This is a genomic window from Streptococcus equinus (genome assembly GCF_049393735.1).
GTDB classification, from domain to species: Bacteria; Bacillota; Bacilli; order Lactobacillales; family Streptococcaceae; genus Streptococcus; species Streptococcus equinus_G.
The window spans coordinates 719,938-739,225 of record NZ_CP185946.1; the positions used below are offsets into that span (position 1 = coordinate 719,938).

A 19,288-nucleotide genomic window follows, 5' to 3' on the forward strand; every position below is an offset into this window, starting at 1 on the left:
ATCTGCTGAATTTGGCAGATTTTTTGACATTCTCCTAGTTTAACGAGTAAGTATTTGTTAAAATATAACTATGATTATTTTACAAGGAAACAAAATTGAACGCTCTTTTTCGGGCGATGTATTATTTGATAATATTAATATTCAAGTTGATGAAAAGGACCGTATTGCGCTTGTTGGGCGAAACGGTGCTGGTAAATCAACGTTATTAAAAATTTTAGTTGGGGAAGAAGCACCAACATCAGGTGAAATTAACACAAAACGTGATTTGAGCTTGTCATATTTGGCACAAGATAGTCGCTTTGAGTCTGAAAATACGATTTTTGATGAAATGCTCCATGTTTTTGATGATGTGCGCAGCATGGAATCACGTCTTCGTAAGATGGAAATGCAAATGGCTGAGCTATCTGGTGATGCTTTTGATAAATTGATGTCAGACTACGACCGCTTGTCAGAAGAATTTCGTGTTAAAGGTGGTTTTACCTACGAAGCAGAAATCAAAGCGATTTTAAATGGATTCAAGTTTGATGAATCGATGTGGCAAATGAAGATCTCTGAGTTGTCTGGTGGTCAAAACACACGCTTGGCACTTGCCAAAATGCTGCTTGAAAAACCTGAACTTTTGGTACTTGACGAACCAACCAACCACTTGGATATTGAAACGATTGCTTGGCTTGAAAATTATTTGGTCAACTACCAAGGCGCATTGATTATCGTCAGTCACGACCGCTACTTCCTAGATAAAGTGGCAACGATTACTCTTGACTTGACAAAACATTCGCTTGACCGTTATGTTGGTAATTACTCAAAATTCATGGATTTGAAAGCAGAGAAATTAGCGCTCGAAGCCAAAAATTACGAAAAACAAGCTAAAGAAATTGCTAAGCTGGAAGATTTTGTGCAACGTAACCTTGTTCGTGCTTCAACAACAAAACGTGCGCAAGCTCGCCGCAAACAATTGGAAAAAATGGAACGCTTGGATAAACCGTCAGCTGGTCAAAAATCTGCTAATATGACCTTCCATGCGGACAAAGTATCAGGTAACGTTGTTTTGACAGTGGCAGATGCTGCTATTGGCTATGACGACCAAATCTTATCTGAACCAATCAACATTGATGTTAAGAAATTTGATGCCATTGCCATTGTTGGACCAAACGGTATCGGAAAATCAACTTTGATTAAATCAATCGTCGGTCAGATTCCATTTATCAAAGGGACATCAACTTATGGTGCCAACGTCGAAGTGGGGTACTATGACCAAACGCAATCAAACTTGACTCGTACCAATACTGTACTTGATGAACTTTGGAATGATTTTTCAACAACACCAGAAGTTGAAATCAGAAATCGTCTGGGTGCTTTCTTATTCTCAGGTGATGACGTTAAAAAATCTGTCAGCATGCTTTCAGGTGGCGAACGAGCTCGTCTGCTTTTAGCAAAATTGTCAATGCAAAACAACAATTTCCTTATCCTTGACGAACCAACCAACCACTTGGATATCGACAGTAAGGAAGTTCTGGAAGATGCTTTGATTGATTTTGATGGCACGCTTCTATTTGTCAGCCACGACCGTTATTTCATTAACCGTGTAGCAACAAAAGTGCTTGAAATCTCTGAAGAAGGCTCAACACTTTACCTTGGTGATTATGATTATTACCTTGAGAAAAAAGCAGAGCTGGAAGAACTAGCTCGCTTGAAAGCTGAAGAAGCACAAGAAAAAGCAACAGTTGTCGTTGAAAAAGCGCCAGCTAATGATTATCAAGCGCAAAAAGCAAATCAAAAAGAACTTCGCAAACTCACACGCCGAATCACTGAAATTGAAAATCAATTAGAAGAAATTGAAGCGCGTGAAGAAGAAATCAACCAAGCTATGCTTGCTACAAATGAAGCAAGTGAGTTGATTGATTTGCAAAAAGAACTCGATGAACTAACTGAACAACAAGAAAATCTCATGTTAGAATGGGAAGAACTCAGCGAAAAGATTGAGGGATAAGATAGAAGAATTTCGACAGAAATGTCGGGATTTTTTTGTTTTGAAAAAATCAATAGCAGGCTATTGACTTTTTGTTTCAAAGTTTTATAATAGTGGTGGAAATAATGAAATGTATGGCAAATTTTAGAAGATGTCCAATGATTGGGATTTTCTAAAAACTTGCTTTTTTATTGTCGGAGGTTACTATGAATCCTAAAAATGCTCCGTATGGTTGGCTTGTTAAGCGAATCGCGCATCAGTTGGAACAAAATATGAATAATTTCCTAAAGCCTTATAATATCACGATTATGCAGTCTTGGGTTTTATTGTATTTAAAAGATGCTAAGGCATGCTGCACTTATAAGGAACTTGAGAGGGTGTTTGAGGTTTCGCAACCAACCATGGTTGGGATTATCTCACGCTTAGAGCAAAAGGAGTTGGTCGCTTCTGTTCAAGATGAAAAGGACAAGCGTATCAAGAAAGTTCGTATTACTGATAAGGGTCTTGAGTTGATTATTCTTGTGTGTGATCACTTGAAAGAGTCTGAAGATGATATCATAAGAGGCTTTTTTGATAATGAAAAAGAGGCATTTCATTCTTTGCTTGAAAGAGCATATTATAATGTTGTAGAAAGAGGTGACAAGAATGATTAAAACTCTTTTAGCTCAAGTCAAGGAGTACAAGACACCGTCTTTACTTGCTCCTTTGTGTGCAGCTTTAGAAGTTTTCTTCGATATGTCAGTCCCTTTTGTCATTGCTAAATTAATTGACCAAGGGGTTCAAGCTGGAAATCTAGCTGTTGCCATGAAATATGGTATTTTAATGTTAATCCTTGCCGCATGTGGCTTGACGACTGGTTTTTTAGCTGGTAAATTTGCTGCGCAAGCATCTGCAGGTTTCGCCGCTAATTTGCGTGAAGGTATGTATGATAATATTCAAACCTTTGCTTTTTCAAATATTGATAAATACAGCACAGCAGGTCTTGTCACTCGTATGACAACAGACGTTACAAACGTGCAAAATGCTTATCAAATGATTATTCGTGTGGTTGTGCGTGCACCTCTTACAATCATTGTCAGCATGATTATGTGTTTTGTGGTTGATCATCGTTTGAGTTTGATTTTCCTTGCTGCTGTCTTGATTCTTGGAGCTTCTCTTCTATTTATCATGCGTAAGGCGATGTCTACTTTTAATTATGTCTTCCGCAAATATGATGATTTGAATGCTAGTGTTCAAGAAAATATTTCAGCCATCCGAGTTGTCAAAGCTTTTGTACGTGAAAAATACGAAAACAAAAAATTCACGAAAGCGGCTGAAAATATTTATAACCTTTTTGTTAAAGCAGAAAAAATCATCATTTTTAACGTTCCAGTTATGATGACAATTATCTTTGGATGTATCATTTGCTTGTCATGGTTCGGGGCACAGTTTATCGTCGGCGGGACACTCACAACGGGTGAATTGACTTCTTTGATGTCTTATATCTTTGCCATGATGATGTCACTCATGATGTTATCAATGATTATGGTTATGGTTTCAATGAGTACTGCCAGTGCAGAACGTATCGCTGAAGTTTTGAATGAAAAAGCTGATATTGTTAATCCTGAAAATCCATTAATGGAAGTACCAAATGGAGAAATCGATTTTGACCACGTGCATTTTTCATACAAACATGGCGGTGGCGAAGAAGTGCTTTCTGATATTGATTTGAGCATCAAGTCAGGTGAAATTATCGGTGTTATCGGTGGTACAGGTTCAGGGAAGACATCATTTGCTAACTTGATTTCTCGCCTTTACGATGTTGATGCTGGCTCAATTAAAGTTGGTGGACATGATGTCCGTGAATACGATTTGGAAGTTCTTCGTGACCAAGTTGCGGTTGTTCTTCAAAAAAATGTCCTTTTCTCAGGTACTATTTTAGACAACCTTCGTTGGGGTAATGAAAATGCGACTGACGAAGAATGTATCGAAGCTTGTCGTCAAGCTTGCGCTGATGAATTCATCGAGCGATTCCCTGACAAATACAACACTTGGATTGAGCAAGGCGGAAGCAACGTTTCTGGTGGTCAAAAACAACGTCTATGTATCGCCCGCGCATTGCTTAAAAAACCAAAAGTCTTAATTCTTGATGATTCAACAAGTGCCGTTGATACCGCAACGGACGCAAATATTCGTAAGTCATTTGAAGAAACTATCCCTGGAACAACAAAAATTATCATTGCACAACGCATCTCAAGTGTGCAACATGCTGATAAGATTTTGGTTCTTGATGATGGTAAAATCTCAGGCTTTGCTAGCCATGATGAATTACTTAAAACAAATGCTATCTATCGTGAAATCAATGATGTTCAACAACAAGGTAGCGGTGATTTTGATGAGGAAGGAGGTAATAACTAATGTCTCAATCTAAAACTCAAGTGAATAAACAGGCAACGCTAAAACGTGTTTTGGCATATGTTTTCAAAAACTATAAGTGGCGATTTATGGCAGTGTTTGTTTTGATTTTAATCTCTGCCCTTTGTATGGTTCGTTTTAGTTTGTTTATGCAAACTTTGATTGATAGTTATATTACTCCTCTTTTAGCAGCTAAGAATCCTGATTTTTCAGGATTAGCACACGCTATTTTCCAATTAATCATTATTGGAATTATCGGTGTGGCAAGTACTTATACCTTTAATCGTCTCATGGTTTATGTTGGGCAAGGGACAATGCGTCGTATTCGTGTTGATTTGTTCACTCATATGGAAAGCTTGCCAATTAAGTACTTTGACACACACGCTCACGGGGATATCATGTCAATCTACACTAACGACGTTGATACTCTTCGTCAGTTGATTAGTCAAAGTATTCCGCAAGTGGTGAATTCAACTTTTTCTATCGTGACAACATTTGTCAGTATGCTCGTTTTGAATGTGCCATTGTCAGCTTTGTCACTATTCATGGTTGTTGTTCTACTTTATGTAGCTCGTAAAATCGCTGCGCAATCATCAAAATATTTCCATGACCAACAAAATGACCTTGGTCGTGTCAATGGGTTCATTGAAGAAATGATGGATGGTCAGAAAGTCGTTAAAGTTTTCAACCACGAAGAGCGTGCTATGGAAGACTTTCGAAAACTTAACCAAGAACTTCGTGAATCTGCTACAAATGCCAACATCTTTGCGAATATCTTGATGCCAGTATCTGCTAACATCGGTCACTTTTCATATGTTCTTTGTGCCATGCTTGGAGCAGTTCTTGCTCTTAATGGTTATGCTGGTTTGACTTTGGGGACTTTGGTTTCTTTCCTAGCCTTAAACCGTGGCTTCACTAATCCGATTACTCAAATCAGCCAACAAATCAACTCTGTTGTTATGGCGATGGCGGGTGCTGACCGTGTCTTCCAACTGCTAGATGCAGAGCCTGAATTGGATGAAGGTTACGTTGAATTGGTTAATGCAAAAGAAGACGCTGCTGGAAATCTACAAGAAGTTGAAGAAGTAACAGGTACTTGGGCTTGGAAACACCCACACGAAGATGGTACAGTGACTTATCATAGACAAGAAGGTCGTGTGACTTTCACAGATGTAACCTTTGGTTATAACGATGATAAGATGGTTTTACATGACATTAATTTGTTTGCGGAACCTGGTCAAAAAATCGCTTTTGTCGGATCAACTGGTGCAGGTAAAACAACTATTACAAACTTGATTAACCGTTTCTACGACATCCAAGAAGGTAAGATTCATTACGATGGTATTAACATTCGTAAAATCAAAAAAGCTGACCTTCGTCGTAGCCTAGGGATTGTATTGCAAGATACGCACCTCTTTACAGGAACAGTTATGGATAACATCCGTTACGGAAGACTGAATGCGACTGATGACGAATGTATCGAAGCAGCTAAATTAGCTAATGCACATGATTTCATTAAACGTTTGCCTGAAGGTTATGATACTATTTTGACAGGTGACGGAAGTAATTTATCTCAAGGTCAACGTCAATTGCTTGCGATTGCGCGTGCAGCCGTAGCAAATCCACCTGCTTTGATTTTAGATGAAGCAACATCATCTATCGATACGCGTACCGAGGTTCACGTACAAGAAGGTATGGATGCTCTTATGAAAGGTCGTACAACATTTGTTATCGCTCACCGCTTGTCAACTGTTCGCAATGCGGATTGTATCATGGTTCTTGAACAAGGACGCATCATCGAACGTGGTAACCACGATGAGTTGATTGCGCAAAAAGGACGTTATTACCAACTTTATACAGGTAATGCCATTAGTGAATAATAGATTTAAACAATCCTTGGAAAGTAGCAGAGCTGTTTTTCAAGGGTTGTTTTTTGTTTTAGGTATATATTTTTAGTTGAAAATGCTAAATTGTCGTGATCCACTTTGTTCAAAGCAAAGGAGAAACAGAATTTATTGTTTTTTGATTTGTACCGACTGGTAACGACCAATCTGACAAAATCAGAAATGATAAAGTCTATTGCGAAAAATTGGTAGCAGAAATTTTGAAAGAGAAGTAAGGGGCGCATTTGGCGCCTTTTTTAGTTTACCTTTTTGAAACGTTTGCAAATAACGGTTAAATAATTTGTGATTTGAGACATAATATCATATGATGAATGGACTAAGAAAAAGATATTTGGAGGGCAATATGATGAATTTGTCTCTAGAACAATATATAGATATGTATCTCAAAATGCAGCGTATTCGCGAGTTTGATATGCGTATTAATAAGTTAGTCAGACGTGGTTTTGTCCAAGGAATGACGCACTTTTCAGTTGGAGAAGAAGCAGCAAGTGTTGGAGCAATGGCGCATTTGACTTATGATGATATTATTTTTTCAAATCATCGTGGGCATGGGCAGTGCATTGCTAAGGACATGGATTTGAACAAAATGATGGCTGAGCTTGCTGGCAAGGTGACTGGTGTGTCAAAAGGACGTGGTGGTTCCATGCATTTGGCAGATTTTGAAAAGGGTAATTATGGTACGAATGGTATTGTTGGTGGTGGTTATGCTCTTGCTGTTGGTGCAGCCTTGACACAACAATATAAAAAGACAAATAACATTGTTGTTGCTTTTTCTGGTGACGGTGCAACCAATGAAGGCTCTTTTCATGAATCTGTAAACCTAGCAGCCACTTGGAGATTGCCTGTCATTTTCTTTATTATCAATAATCGCTATGGTATTTCTATGGACATTAGGAGAGCGACCAACACGCCGCATCTTTACACACGTGCTGAGGCTTATGGCATTCCAGGGTTTTACTGTGAAGATGGTAATGATGTCCTAGCAGTTTATGAGACAATGGGCAAAGCAGTTGAGCATGTGCGTTCTGGAAATGGTCCAGCCATTGTTGAGGTAGAATCTTACCGTTGGTTTGGACATTCGACAGCTGACGCAGGTAAATATCGAAGTAAAGAGGAAGTTGATGAATGGAAGAAAAAAGATCCGCTTATCAAATTCCGCACGTACTTGACTGAAAATCATTTAGCAAGCCATGACGAATTGGATGCTATCGATGCGCAAGTAGTTAAAGAAATCGATGATGCTTATGCTTTTGCGCAAAATAGTCCCGAGCCAGATTTATCAGTAGCGTTTGAGGATATCTGGGTAGATTAGGTGCCTTTCAATCACAAAGAGGAGAAAGACAATGACTGAAACAAAACAAATGGCATTTCGTGAAGCAATCAATCTTGCAATGACAGAGGAAATGCGAAAAGATGAGACGATTTTTTTGATGGGTGAAGATGTTGGCATCTACGGTGGTGACTTTGGTACGTCTGTTGGTATGTTTGAGGAGTTTGGCCCTGAACGAGTCAAGGATACCCCAATTTCAGAAGCTGCAATCGCAGGAAGTGCTATCGGCGCTGCGATAACTGGTCTTCGTCCGATTGTTGATGTGACCTTTATGGATTTCATCACTATTGCGCTTGATGCCATTGTTAACAACGGCGCTAAAAATAACTACATGCTTGGTGGCGGTTTGAAAACACCAGTGACCTTTAGGGTGGCATCGGGTTCTGGAATTGGTTCGGCAGCGCAACACTCACAGTCTCTGGAAGCATGGTTGACTCATATTCCTGGCATTAAGGTTGTTGCACCAGGAAATGCTAATGATGCCAAAGGACTTTTAAAATCAGCTATTCGAGATAATAATATCGTCATTTTCATGGAGCCAAAGGCGCTTTATGGCAAGAAAGAGAAAGTTAGGTTAGATTCTGATTTTTATTTGCCACTTGGAAAGGGTGAGATTAAGCGTGAGGGAAGCGACTTGACCATTGTCTCTTATGGTCGTATGTTGGAACGTGTTCTCCAAGCAGCTGATGAAGTGGCAGCTGACGGTATCAGCGTTGAAGTGGTTGACCCGCGGACGCTTATTCCACTTGACAAAGAGTTAATTTTCAACTCTGTTAAAAAAACTGGTAAGCTCATGCTGGTTAATGACGCTTATAAAACAGGTGGTTTTATTGGAGAAATAGCTGCGCTGGTTACAGAAAGTGAAGCTTTTGATTACCTCGATTATCCGATTGTGCGTTTAGCAAGTGAGGATGTGCCAGTACCATATGCTCGTGTGTTGGAAGAGGCTATCTTGCCAGACGTTGCTAAGATAAAAGCTGCCATTTATCAAATGGCACGTAATGGTCGCAAGTCTTGAAAGGAGTCTCTGTGGTAAATGAAATGATTATGCCAAAGGCATCTGAAATTGGAAAAGTTCGTGCCACACCAGCTGCTAGAAAGTTGGCACGTGAGCGCAGCATTAATCTAGAAAAAATCAGTGGCAGCGGTGAAAATGGACGAATTCACAAAGAAGACGTCGAACAATTTAGCAAGATTCGTGTAACGCCACTAGCTCGCAGAATTGCAGAGGACAGAGGTGTTAACCTTGAAAAGCTAGTCGGAACAGGTGTTTCTGGCAAGATTACTAAGGAAGACGTTCTAGCGAGCTTAGGTGAAGGTGCTCCTCAAAAAGAAGAAGTGGACAGCCAAGTGCCACCTCAAACTGTGGCTGTCCCAGATGTATCAGTTGCAACTGACGGAGTTGAGATAGTTAAAATGTCTGCCATGCGTAAAGCAATCTCAAAAGGAATGAGCCATTCCTACTTTACGGCGCCAACTTTTACGCTTAATTACGACGTTGATATGACAAATCTGATTGCTCTTCGAAAACAACTTGTTGAACCAATTAAGGAGAAGACTGGCTATAAGGTCACTTTTACTGACTTGATTGGACTTGCTACGGTTAAGACTTTGATGAAAGATGAGCATCGTTTTCTTAACGCTTCTTTGATTAATGATGCTCAGGAGATTGAAGTGCATCATTTTGTCAATCTTGGAATTGCTGTTGGACTTTCTGAAGGATTAGTGGTTCCTGTGATTCATGGCGCTGAAAAGATGAGCTTGTCAGACTTTGTGGTAGCTTCAAAAAATGTTATTCAAAAAGCACAGACTGGCAAATTGAAATCAGCAGACATGTCTGGCTCAACTTTCACCATAACAAATCTTGGAATGTTTGGAACCAAGTCATTTAATCCAATTATAAATCAGCCAAATTCGGCGATTCTTGGTATTTCAGCAACTATTGAAACACCCGTTGTTCATGAGAGTGAAGTGGTTATTCGACCTATTATGGGAATGAGTTTGACCATTGACCATCGCTTGGTTGACGGAATGAATGGTGCAAAATTCATGCTGGATTTAAAAGCAATTCTTGAAAATCCGCTGGAATTATTAATTTAGCTTATGAATTGAAAAGAAAGGTAATCTATGGCAATAGAAATTATCATGCCTAAGCTTGGCGTTGACATGCAAGAAGGCGAAATCATTGAATGGAAAAAAGCGGAAGGCGATTCTGTTCAAGAAGGCGATATTCTGCTTGAAATTATGTCTGATAAGACAAATATGGAAATCGAAGCCGAAGACTCTGGAGTACTTTTGAAAATTCTTCACGAGGCTGGTGAGGTTGTTCCAGTCACGGAAATTATTAGCTACCTAGGTGCTGAAGGTGAGGTAGTTGAGAAAATTGAACAAGCCACAACAGACCTAACTGCGGCAGGATTGGAAGTACCAAAGGAAGTAGCGGCTGATACGAGTTCTGAACAAAAAGCTCCGCTTGCAGCTGATGAGTATGACATGATTGTGGTTGGTGGAGGTCCTGCAGGTTATTACGCTGCTATCCGTGGTGCACAGCTTGGAGGCAAAATTGCAATCGTTGAAAAATCAGAGTTTGGCGGTACCTGCCTAAATGTTGGCTGTATTCCAACCAAAACTTATCTTAAAAATGCTGAAATCCTTGATGGGCTAAAAATCGCCGCAGGTCGTGGTATCAATCTAGCCTCAACTAGCTACAGTATTGATATGGATAAGACAGTCGCATTTAAAAATTCTGTTGTCAAAACACTGACAAGTGGTGTTCGTAATCTTTTGAAAGCCAATAAAGTAACTATCTTTGAAGGATTGGCCAAAGTCAATCCAGACAAAACAGTTACGATTGGCTCGCAAGTGATCAAGGGGCATAGCATCATTTTGGCAACAGGGTCAAAAGTATCACGCATTAATATTCCAGGTATCGATTCTCCACTTGTTTTGACCTCTGATGATATCCTTGATTTGCGAGAAGTTCCGAAATCATTAACTGTTATTGGTGGCGGTGTTGTTGGAGTTGAACTTGGCTTGGTTTGGTCGTCTTACGGCGTTGATGTGACCGTTATTGAAATGTCAGACCGCATTGTTCCAGCAATGGACAAGGAAATCTCACAGGAGTTACAAAAAATTCTGACCAAAAAAGGCATGACTATTAAAACAAATGTTGGAGTGTCAGAAATTATTGAGAAAAACAATCAGCTTGAATTGACACTAACAAATGGTGAGAAAATCCAATCAGACAAAGCTCTGCTATCGATTGGACGAATTCCACAGCTACAAGGTCTTGAAAATCTCAACCTTGACATGGAAGGCAATCGCATCAAAGTTAATGCCTATCAAGAAACGTCAATCCCAGGTATTTATGCTCCTGGAGATGTTAATGGTCAAAAAATGCTGGCACACGCTGCTTATCGTATGGGAGAAGTGGCTGCTGAAAATGCTCTACGTGGCAATCATCGCAAAGCCAATCTCACATACACTCCAGCAGCAGTTTATACACACCCAGAAGTTGCTATGGTTGGGTTAACTGAAGAGGCTGCGCGTGAACAATATGGTGATATTTTAATTGGAAAGTCAAGTTTTGCTGGTAATGGACGAGCTCTAGCCTCTAATGAAGCACAAGGTTTTGTTAAAGTTATTGCTGATAGCAAGTATCATGAAATCCTTGGTGTGCATATCATTGGACCATCAGCTGCTGAGCTCATTAATGAAGCAGCAACTATTATGGAAAATGAATTGACCGTTGATGACGTTGCCCAAGCCATCCATGGGCACCCGACCTTTTCTGAAAACATGTACGAAGCCTTCCTAGATACCATTGGTGAAGCTATCCACAACATGCCAAAGAGATAGATTGATATGTGCTATGATTCAGCAAGTTCTTACAAGTTAGTATAAATCAAAAAGAGTATGAGATAGAATTCTCATACTCTTTTATGACTCTAAACTATTTAGATTTCCTCTTTAACGAGTTTGTTTGAAGTTTGTGTTTTAGCGAGGTAGACGCCTGTCAACGTGATGATAATAGCGATAATAGATTGCAGATTTAAGTGTTCTTGGAAAATGACCCAAGCGTAAAGAGCTGCAACGACGGGTTGTGATAGAGTGATTAATGATGACAGACTAGCATTGACTTTCCCTAGGCAATATGCGAGCAGTCCTTGTCCTAAAATCTGTGACACAAGAGCTAGCGCCAAAAGTGGCCAGAGTTCTTCAAAGTTTTTAGGCACGTAAAAACCTTCTGTAAAGAAGATAACAGCAGCCAGTACGAGCAATGTTCCAAAAGCGCTGAGGAACATGATAACATTTGATTTGACCGTATCACGTAGCTTGTAAACGGTAATCATGAACATTGCGTAAAAGACTGAAGCACCTAGGCTCATTGAATCGCCAAGAAGTCTTTCGGGTGACACAGTGACTTTATTTGCCATAAGGACAAAAACGCCAAGTAAAGTAACAAGTCCACCTAAAAGAAATTTGGGTGTCATTTTTTCTTTGAATAGAAAATAACTGACTGGAATCACCGTAAATGGTGTTAGATTAACGAGCAAATTTGAATTTGCCACAGTTGTGTAAGAAAAAGAACTGTTCCAAAAAGTCAAATCCCCTGCTAGAAAAGCGCCTGCTAAAACGATAGTGACAACTTGTTTATAACTGAGTGATTGCAAATCTGATTTTTTGATAAAAGGCAGTAACATTGGGATAGAAAATAAAACTCGGTAAAAACCAGTGTTGATTGGTGGTAATGGGCTGAGTTTTACAAAAATACCACCTGTTGCCAAAAAACAGATTGCTAAAAAGATTAAAAAGATGTATTTTGCTGAGTTACAGCGGTTGTTATTCATGTATTTTTTTCACCTCAGGTAAAATTTTAAAGGATAAGTGGTATAATAAAAAGTACCAGTTTTTAAAAATTTTTAGGTGCCACTTTGGAGGGAAAATGATTCATTTAGATAGAAGCGCAGGTGCTAGTCCACTGTACCAGCAGATTTACCAGCAAATCAAGACAGATATTTTGCAGGGCTACTTATCGCCAGATGAAAAACTTTTAGGGACAAGAACGCTCGCTAAAATGCTTGAGGTCAGTAGAAATACGGTTGATAGAGCATATGTGCAATTGACCTTGGAAGGATATATTGAAAGCCGTCAAAATGCAGGCTTTTATGTCTTGAAATTGCCAAAATCCTTCACGTCTGATAAAAAATTTAGCGAAACCGTGTCAACGAAAGAATGCTGTACCTCTGACGAAGAGATTATTTATGATTTGACAAACAGCAGCCATACCAGCAATTTATTTCCTAAAAAAGTGTGGAAGAAACATTACCTGAATGCACTTGATGAGCTAGATGATGCTGAGAAGTTGTCGACACTTCAGCCGTTTCAAGGTGAATACAAACTCAGAAAAGAAATTAGTCGTTATTTGGAACGTATTCGTGGGGTTAGGTGTCATCCGAGCCAGATTATTATCACGAGTGGACTTCAGCAGTCGATTGACTTTTTGTGTGATTTTTTGGGAAATACGCAAAATAGTGTCTTAATGGAAGAACCTAGTTATCCTAAAGCGCGAGCTATTTTTAAGAAAAATCATTATCAAATTGTGACAGCAGAAGTTGATGACAAAGGATTGGAGCTAACAAAGATTGATAAAAATGCTGATATTGGTATGATTTACACAACACCGTCCCATCAATTTCCGCTTGGAATGATTATGCCCATTTCAAGACGTCAAGAGCTTTTAACGTTCGCAAAAGAAAGAAATTCTTTTATTATCGAAGATGATTATGATAGTGAACTTCGCTATTATCAAAGACCTATTCCAGCGTTGAAGTCAATTGACTATCTTGATCGCGTGATTTATTTGGGGACTTTTTCAAAAATCCTTTCACCATCCTTTCGAATGGGTTACATGGTTTTGCCAGAGCAGTTTACAGAAAGATTTATAGAAAATTCAAAGCCTTTCAATAGTACAGTCAATCTTTTGAACCAAATTGCGCTTGCTAATATCTTATCAAGTGGTGACTATGATCGCTTGGTTCGTAAGATGAACCACGTTTTTAAGAAACGTTATGAAGCCTTTAAGCAGGAATTTCAAAAATTCAAATCACCGATAGAATTGTCTTCAAACGTTAGTGGTCAGTATTTTTTGCTGCACTTATCAAATGGGATGCAGCAGGATGAGTTGATTAAAAAAGCTGAAAAAGAAGGTGTCCGAGTTTATGATACTATGCAATTTTGGCAGGAAAAAGCAGCCTGCCCTCAGGAAAGTCTTTTTCTAGGATTTAGTAAAATTGATTTGGAAGATATTCCAGATTGTGTTCGTCGTCTCAGAAAGGCATGGGAGAAGTAGTGAGCATATTAAGAGACGGTGGAATAGGATTCTGATATACTAAGCCTAATGAAAATGAAGGAGCTTTCATATGAAGTATATCGTCAATAAGTCTCATAATCCTGCCTACAATATTGCGTTAGAAGCTTATGCTTTTCGTGAATTGTTAGCTGAAGATGAGCTTTTCATTCTTTGGATTAATGAGCCAGCGATTATCATTGGCAAACACCAAAATGCTATTGAAGAGATTAACAAAGCTTACACAGATGAGCATGGCATTCATGTCGTCCGTCGCTTGTCAGGTGGCGGCGCGGTTTACCATGACCTCAATAATTTGAATTACACGATTATTTCTAATAAATCGCAAGAAGGTACCTTTGATTTTAAGACTTTTTCAAGACCTGTCATTGATACTTTAGCTGATTTAGGGGTGACAGCGACTTTTACTGGTCGTAATGACCTTGAAATTGATGGCAAGAAATTTTGTGGCAATGCGCAAGCTTATTTTAAAGGACGAATGATGCATCACGGCTGTCTGCTGTTTGATGTTGATATGACGGTGCTTGAAAATGCCCTGCAAGTTTCAAAGGATAAAATTGAATCAAAAGGTGTCAAATCAGTGCGTGCGCGTGTGACAAATATCTTAGATGAATTGCCAGAAAAAATGACTGTTGAAGCATTTTCAGAACAATTACTTAACAAAATAAAAGAACAATACCCTGACATGACGGAGTATGTTCTTTCTGAAGCTGATTTAGAAAACATTCAAAATCTAGCCGATAACCAATTTGCCACTTGGGATTGGACTTATGGACAATCACCAGAATATACCATTAAGCGTTCAGTTCGTTATCCAGCAGGAAAAATTACAACATACGCTAATATTGAAAAATCAGTTATCAAAGGAATTAAAATATACGGTGACTTTTTTGGTATCAACGACGTTGCTGAGCTTGAACAAGCCCTAATCGGACTTCGATACGACTATCTTGATGTTCTAAAAAAACTCCAAACAATTGACACCACTAAATATTTCACCAATATAGCCCCACAAGAAATCGCGAAAGCAATCGTGGATTGAAAAAGAACAAAAAAACACTTTACGTTACGTAAAGTGTTTTTGGGATTTTTTATTTTAGTTTCATTGTATTGTCCCAGATGCTTTCCTTTGCAATTGTTGCTCCATCTGGTGTTTCAACATGTAAATATGGTAAATCGCTGTCCGAATAGTAATGATTATCCTCAGCCCATTGTTTAAAGAAACTATATTTTAAGTTTAATAAACTATCTACTAATTGTTGAAGTTCGTTATCAGAATAGTATTTATATTCTTGTGGAACAACGACAGTCATAATTTCTTTACATACGTATCCCCCACTTACTCGGTCATTACTGCCGCTTGCATATAGGGTATTATTTAATTGTTCTATATAGTGTGCTTGATAATTTTTAGCTCCTTCATCATCAAGTTTAGACCAAGCAGCATATGACGAACTTTCAACTGTACTACTAGAAGTACTAGAACTTACGCTTGATGAAGATGAAGAACTGCTAAAACTTGAACTTGTAGAATTAGTTGTTGACGTTGTTTGGCTTGTTGATGTTGCTGCTGGTTCAGCTTTCTTTTCTTTACCAGAGCCGGCTACCGCAAAGCTTGCTATAAAAAGAAGTACTAGTAAGCAGATTCCGACAATAACTGCAATTGCTTTGTCATTTTTCTTTTCCAATTTATAACTCCTATCAGCTTTTAACGTGGTTCAGTTTTTGCACGTTCTGTTAATGTTTAATCTAAGTGGTGTGTGTGTTTGGTAATCCATTGGTTCAGTTTAATGTTGAGCCAGAATGAATAAATACCGATTGTAATAATGGTTAGAATTAGCCATTTAATCCAGTTTCCAAAAAGCTGGATTGCTTTTCCATCAAAGTATAAGCGGTGTCCATCAATCACAGTATGCTTGACCTTCCAATTAATCATGATGCAGATACCCCATGGAGCGCAAATTCCAAGTGTAAAAATAGTAATTACGGTAGCTACAATACTATGTCCAATATAGCTTAGCAAACCACCATCAAAATAACTTTCTTGTTTCATCAAAACTCCTTTATGTGAAATTCTAAACATTTTAATGTGAGCAAAACGATAACAGTTTAACATAATGATGTTTGACATGCAAGATAGGATAGCGCTTTATCAAAAAAGAACACCAATTTTTGTGAGTCGGTGTTCTTTTATGTATTACAAAATGTTTTTATTTTTTGATTTCTTCTTGCATCAGCTTAAGGAAGAGTTTGGTACTTGGTGATTGAGTGCTTTGCTTTTTCCAGAGAATCTGAAGCGAATCGTGTTTTTGAGTCGTGAATGGGATAAATTTCAGTTCAGAATCAGCGTAGGAAGTGTTGATAATGCCACCAAGACAAATCGCAATACCAAGTCCAGCTTTGACTAAAAGTGACGCGTTGTAGAGAAGATTATAGGTTGCGACGATGTGATAGTCGCCAAGTCCAGCTAACTCTCGGAGGTCATTATTGGTTTGAGCAGAAGTGATTAGTGGATAGGACAAAATATCTGCCAGTTCAACTTTATCAAACTTAGTCAACGGATGATTTTTGGGGACCAAGACTCCCCATTGGTCACGATTTTTAAGAGCAAGCGAATTGTATTTTCGGTTGTCAAAATCACCGATTGTAATACCTAAATCGTAGACTCCTTTATTCAAATGCTCCAAAATGTCATCAGCATTTCCGCTACGAATGTGAATACGAATCTCAGGGTACTGGTCTGTCATTTTTTTGGTGACAATTGCGACAATGTCAAGTGAGTGAGTTTCAGCAGCACCAATGTAAATCTCTCCAGATATCTCTTCTGATTTTCGAATATTATTTTCTGTTTTTTCGACTAAAGCAAGAATTTCGATGGCACGATTGTAGAGGTATTGCCCATCATCTGTCAATTGAATTTCTCGACTGCCACGGTGAAAAAGTACAGTATCAAGTTCTTCTTCCAAATCTTTGATTTGGCGTGATAGTGTCGGTTGTGTCACGTGTAAGGTATTTGCAGCGTTTGAAATACTTTTCGTTTGGACAATGGTTACAAAATAATTAAGGACGCGAATATCCATATCTTTCTCCTATACATTTTAGCTATATTAAGTATGTAATATAAGTATTTGCTATGTTTATTGTAGCGTGTTAGAGTATTTTTGTAAATTAAAAGACAAAAAATCCTTGACTTGGAGTCGACTACAAGGTGTAGACTAAGTGACGTTTCGGTCCTAGAAGGACTTTGAAAATGGAGGAATAAAAATGAAAATCATTAATCAAGAATTATTGACTGGAGAGCGTGCCTGTTTTAAAGCAGAAAATACAAAAATCACTCAATCAGTTTTTGCGGACGGCGAATCTCCTTTAAAAGAAAGCCGCAATATCATTTTAGAAAATGATATTTTCCGTTGGAAATACCCGCTTTGGTACTCAAAACATGTTACAGCTGAAAATGTTCAGCTACTTGATACTGCACGTTCTGGAATCTGGTATACGCATGATATTAAAATCAAAAATAGTGTCATTCAAGCCCCCAAGACTTTCCGTCGCAGCTCAGCTATTGTTCTAGAAAATGTTCAAATGCCAAATGCTTTAGAAAGTTTGTGGTCATGTGAAGAGGTTAGATTAACAAATGTTAATGTGACTGGTGACTATTTTGGCATGAATAGTAAGAATGTTAAGCTGGAAAATGTGACCATTACTGGTAATTATTGCTTTGATGGCGCTGAAAATGTGGAAGTCTCAAATAGTACTTTGCTATCCAAAGATGCTTTTTGGAATTGCAAGCATGTAGTTGTTCGAGATTCGACAATCGTTGGCGAATACCTTGCATGGAATACCGAAGACATTACGTTTATCAATTGTACGATTGAAAGCAATCAAGGGCTTTGTTATATGAAGCATGTTACGCTCGATAATTGTAAATTAATCCATTCAGATTTGGTCTTTGAATATGTTGAGGATTTGCAAGCAGACATCAAGTCTGACATTGTCAGCGTTAAAAATCCAATTTCGGGTTCTATTGTAGCTGACAATATCGGTGAGATTATTTTTGATGACCCTAACATTGATAGCAGTAAAACTAAGATTAGCTTGAGAAAGGCTGTGTGATACATGAAAAAATATCATTTTGACAAGGTTGTTAATCGTCGCAACCTTAATTCTTATAAGTGGGATGTTGGTGAGAACGAACTTCCAATGTGGGTTGCGGATATGGATTTTGATACGGCTCCAGAAATCAAATGTGCTATTCAGACACGTTTAAATCAGGGTGCTCTTGGTTACAATACCGTGCCAGATTCATTTTTTGAGTCTTATATTTCATGGTGGGAGCGTCGACATGGTTTCACACTTCAAAAAGAGTGGCTGATGTTTTGTACAGGTGCTGTTCCAGCGATTTCATCAATTGTCCGCAAGATGACTGAAGTGGGCGACAAGGTTTTGCTCATCACGCCAGTTTACAATATTTTTTACAATTCTATCTTGAACAACGGTCGTGAAGTTTTAGAGAGTCGCATGCTGTATGAGGATGGAAAGTACAGTATCGATTATGAGGATTTGGAAAATAAGCTAGCGCAAGATGAGACGACTTTGATGATTTTTTGCAATCCACACAATCCAACAGGTTATGTCTGGACAAAAGCGGAGCTCGAAAAAATTGGTCAACTTTGTCTAAAATATGGTGTTCTTATCTTATCAGACGAAGTTCATTGTGATTTGACACATCCAGGCAGTAAGTACACGCCTTTTGCATCAGTATCAGAGGCTATTTCAAATATCAGCATGACTTGTCTGGCACCGTCAAAAGCCTTTAATATTGCAGGACTGCAGACATCGGTGATTTCTGTGCCAAATGAAGCCCTTCGCAAACAAGTTAATCGTGGTATCAATACAGACGAAGTAGCAGAGCCAAATTCATTTGCTATTCAAGCGACAGAAGCAGCTTTTAATGATTCTGAAGGTTGGTTAGATGAATTGAATCGCTATTTGGCAACTAACCGCGCCTACCTAATTGAGCAAGTGAATAAGACTTTCCCTGAAATTAAAATCGTTGAGGCAAAGGCGACTTACCTTGCTTGGCTTGACTGCTCTGCTATTTCACAAGATACGACAGACTTATGTGACTTCATCCGCCACGAAACAGGCTTAATCTTATCGAGCGGTGAGATTTTTGGTGGCAATGGAAGAGCATTTATCAGATGGAATTATGCTTGTCCACTTGAGCTTTTAATTGATGGTGTGGAGCGTTTTAAAAAAGCTGTTAAAACATACATCGAGCAGTAAATGAAAAAATATCTAAGTATTTTGCTGATTGTGAT

The 19,288-nt window shown here is 38.6% G+C and carries 16 protein-coding genes; 12 read left to right on the plus strand and 4 right to left on the minus strand.

Going from position 1 to position 19,288, the window contains the following annotated elements:
• Nucleotides 1–70 precede the first annotated feature (70 nt).
• From ACNTMY_RS03630 to lpdA, 8 genes are all read left to right on the plus strand, one after another.
• Nucleotides 71–1,990 (plus strand): ABC-F family ATP-binding cassette domain-containing protein, encoded by a 1,920-nt coding sequence (locus tag ACNTMY_RS03630; RefSeq protein WP_423216680.1) that lies wholly within the window; start codon nt 71–73, stop codon nt 1,988–1,990.
• Between the two features lie 185 nt (nt 1,991–2,175).
• Nucleotides 2,176–2,622 carry a MarR family winged helix-turn-helix transcriptional regulator gene (locus ACNTMY_RS03635; RefSeq protein ID WP_423215404.1) on the plus strand — a complete coding sequence of 149 codons (447 nt, stop codon included), beginning with the start codon at nt 2,176–2,178 and terminating at the stop codon, nt 2,620–2,622.
• The gene (locus ACNTMY_RS03640) at nt 2,615–4,366 is read left to right on the plus strand and encodes an ABC transporter ATP-binding protein (RefSeq protein WP_423216681.1); all 1,752 of its coding nucleotides are present in this window, start codon (nt 2,615–2,617) and stop codon (nt 4,364–4,366) included. The genes ACNTMY_RS03635 and ACNTMY_RS03640 overlap by 8 nt, the downstream gene beginning before the upstream one ends.
• Nucleotides 4,366–6,243: an ABC transporter ATP-binding protein gene (locus tag ACNTMY_RS03645; RefSeq protein ID WP_423216682.1), complete on the plus strand. Its 1,878-nt coding sequence runs from the start codon at nt 4,366–4,368 to the stop codon at nt 6,241–6,243. Before ACNTMY_RS03640 ends, ACNTMY_RS03645 begins: the two co-directional genes overlap by 1 nt.
• Before the next feature lie 367 nt (nt 6,244–6,610).
• Entirely contained in the window at nt 6,611–7,579 is a 969-nt protein-coding gene (locus ACNTMY_RS03650; RefSeq protein ID WP_423216683.1) for a thiamine pyrophosphate-dependent dehydrogenase E1 component subunit alpha, read from the plus strand.
• A 31-nt stretch (nt 7,580–7,610) separates the two neighbouring features.
• Nucleotides 7,611–8,615 (plus strand): alpha-ketoacid dehydrogenase subunit beta, encoded by a 1,005-nt coding sequence (locus tag ACNTMY_RS03655; protein ID WP_423216684.1) that lies wholly within the window; start codon nt 7,611–7,613, stop codon nt 8,613–8,615.
• Nucleotides 8,616–8,638: 23 nt separating this feature from the next.
• Nucleotides 8,639–9,697: a dihydrolipoamide acetyltransferase gene (locus tag ACNTMY_RS03660; protein WP_423216856.1), complete on the plus strand. Its 1,059-nt coding sequence runs from the start codon at nt 8,639–8,641 to the stop codon at nt 9,695–9,697.
• Between the two features lie 27 nt (nt 9,698–9,724).
• Nucleotides 9,725–11,455 carry a dihydrolipoyl dehydrogenase gene (lpdA, locus tag ACNTMY_RS03665; RefSeq protein ID WP_423216685.1) on the plus strand — a complete coding sequence of 577 codons (1,731 nt, stop codon included), beginning with the start codon at nt 9,725–9,727 and terminating at the stop codon, nt 11,453–11,455.
• 98 nt (nt 11,456–11,553) lie between these two features.
• On the opposite strand, the gene ACNTMY_RS03670 is transcribed toward lpdA, so the two are convergent.
• Nucleotides 11,554–12,447 (minus strand): DMT family transporter, encoded by an 894-nt coding sequence (locus ACNTMY_RS03670; protein ID WP_423216686.1) that lies wholly within the window; start codon nt 12,445–12,447, stop codon nt 11,554–11,556.
• Between the two features lie 95 nt (nt 12,448–12,542).
• Between ACNTMY_RS03670 and ACNTMY_RS03675 the strand changes: the two genes are divergently transcribed.
• Together ACNTMY_RS03675 and ACNTMY_RS03680 are read left to right on the plus strand one after the other, a co-directional pair.
• Complete coding sequence (locus ACNTMY_RS03675; RefSeq protein ID WP_423216687.1) at nt 12,543–13,949, plus strand: PLP-dependent aminotransferase family protein; 1,407 nt, start codon at nt 12,543–12,545, stop codon at nt 13,947–13,949.
• 70 nt (nt 13,950–14,019) lie between these two features.
• Nucleotides 14,020–15,009: a lipoate--protein ligase gene (locus ACNTMY_RS03680; protein WP_423216688.1), complete on the plus strand. Its 990-nt coding sequence runs from the start codon at nt 14,020–14,022 to the stop codon at nt 15,007–15,009.
• A gap of 49 nt (nt 15,010–15,058) precedes the next feature.
• On the opposite strand, the gene ACNTMY_RS03685 is transcribed toward ACNTMY_RS03680, so the two are convergent.
• The 3 genes from ACNTMY_RS03685 to ACNTMY_RS03695 all read right to left on the minus strand — a co-directional run bounded on the left by ACNTMY_RS03685 (nt 15,059) and on the right by ACNTMY_RS03695 (nt 17,047).
• Nucleotides 15,059–15,655: a hypothetical protein gene (locus ACNTMY_RS03685; RefSeq protein WP_423216689.1), complete on the minus strand. Its 597-nt coding sequence runs from the start codon at nt 15,653–15,655 to the stop codon at nt 15,059–15,061.
• Nucleotides 15,656–15,711: 56 nt separating this feature from the next.
• Complete coding sequence (locus ACNTMY_RS03690) at nt 15,712–16,020, minus strand: DUF898 family protein (RefSeq protein WP_423216690.1); 309 nt, start codon at nt 16,018–16,020, stop codon at nt 15,712–15,714.
• A 157-nt stretch (nt 16,021–16,177) separates the two neighbouring features.
• The gene (locus tag ACNTMY_RS03695) at nt 16,178–17,047 is read right to left on the minus strand and encodes a LysR family transcriptional regulator (protein WP_423216691.1); all 870 of its coding nucleotides are present in this window, start codon (nt 17,045–17,047) and stop codon (nt 16,178–16,180) included.
• 184 nt (nt 17,048–17,231) lie between these two features.
• On the opposite strand from ACNTMY_RS03695, the gene ACNTMY_RS03700 reads away from it, so the two are divergent.
• Nucleotides 17,232–18,080: a DUF3737 family protein gene (locus tag ACNTMY_RS03700; RefSeq protein ID WP_423216692.1), complete on the plus strand. Its 849-nt coding sequence runs from the start codon at nt 17,232–17,234 to the stop codon at nt 18,078–18,080.
• A 3-nt stretch (nt 18,081–18,083) separates the two neighbouring features.
• Nucleotides 18,084–19,253, plus strand: coding sequence for a MalY/PatB family protein (locus ACNTMY_RS03705; protein WP_423216693.1), 1,170 nt, complete (start codon nt 18,084–18,086; stop codon nt 19,251–19,253).
• Nucleotides 19,254–19,288 lie beyond the last annotated feature (35 nt).